The organism is Cellulomonas sp. ACRRI, assembly GCF_022346185.1.
Classification (GTDB): domain Bacteria; phylum Actinomycetota; class Actinomycetes; order Actinomycetales; family Cellulomonadaceae; genus Cellulomonas.
Window position 1 is genome coordinate 1 of the sequence record NZ_JAKRMS010000271.1, and the last position, 993, is coordinate 993.

The 993-nt window shown below is 75.9% G+C and carries 1 protein-coding gene; it reads right to left on the reverse strand.

The genetic code is table 11. The features are described 5' to 3' along the window. The coding region (locus MHY85_RS21120) for a DUF222 domain-containing protein (protein WP_239200437.1) at positions 1-850 on the reverse strand (850 nt) is incomplete at its 3' end. Positions 851-993: the final 143 nt, after the last annotated feature.

Genomic DNA, 993 nt, shown 5'->3' on the forward strand with positions numbered 1-993 from the left:
CCAGGGTGCGGGGGTCGCCCAGGGCCTTGGCGGTGCGGGCCGCGTGGTGCAGGACCCCGTCGACCCGGGTCGCGTCCTCCGCCGCCAGGACCACCCACATCGCGGCCATCCCGTGCGGCCGCCGGCGGGGGCGGGTGACCCGGCGGGTGCACCGGGCGCGGGTGTTGCGGCCGGCCTCCCCCTTCGGGTCGGCGATCCGGACCTCGCGGGCCACGCGCTGCTCCAGCTGCCGGCGGGAGCACTGGGCCGCGTCGGGCAGGACCGCGTCCTCCACCGCGTGCGCCGCCTCGTACGGCAGGTCGATCAACCCGGCGGCCAACACCTCGGCCTTGCCGGCGTCGATGTGCCCGACCTCGAGGGCTTCGCGGGTGGCGGCGAGCATCCCGTCCAGGGTCAGTGCCCGGTGCACCGCCTTGTTCGCGGTCATCAACGACCACCCGAGGCGCATGGCGAGTTCGTCCCCGGCGACGCACCCCTGGGTGGGTGGGGCCCCGGCCAGCGGGGACCACTGCGGGCTCATCTCCGGGCGGTTGGCCAGTTCGGCGACGGCGTCCAGCATCGCGGCGTGCTGGTGGGCCTCCATCCGGGCCCGGGCCGCGACCACCTCCACGAGGATCGCCGGGGCGAGAACCGTGAGGTCTAACTCGCGCAGCCAGGCGTCGAGCACCGGCCCGGGAGGGCACGCGGCGATCGCCTCGACCTGCCGCTGCTCACCCGTCCTGGGCGCCCCGCCGAACGCCACCACGGGGTCCGGGCCGTAGTCGGTCAGGCACGTCCCGTCGGCACCGTAGACCGGCAGCACCGGGCCGGCGACCACGTCGCCTCCGGGGTGTTCCTGCAGGTCAGCCATGCAAGAACGCTACCGGCCACCACCGACACCACCCGGAGTCCAGCGCTCGTCCTGGGGACGACGCGCGCGATCCGGGCTGTGGGGGACTCGGTGGCCGTCCATGGGGCGGAAGCCCTCCCCGCACCGGGCCCCCACACCCCGCA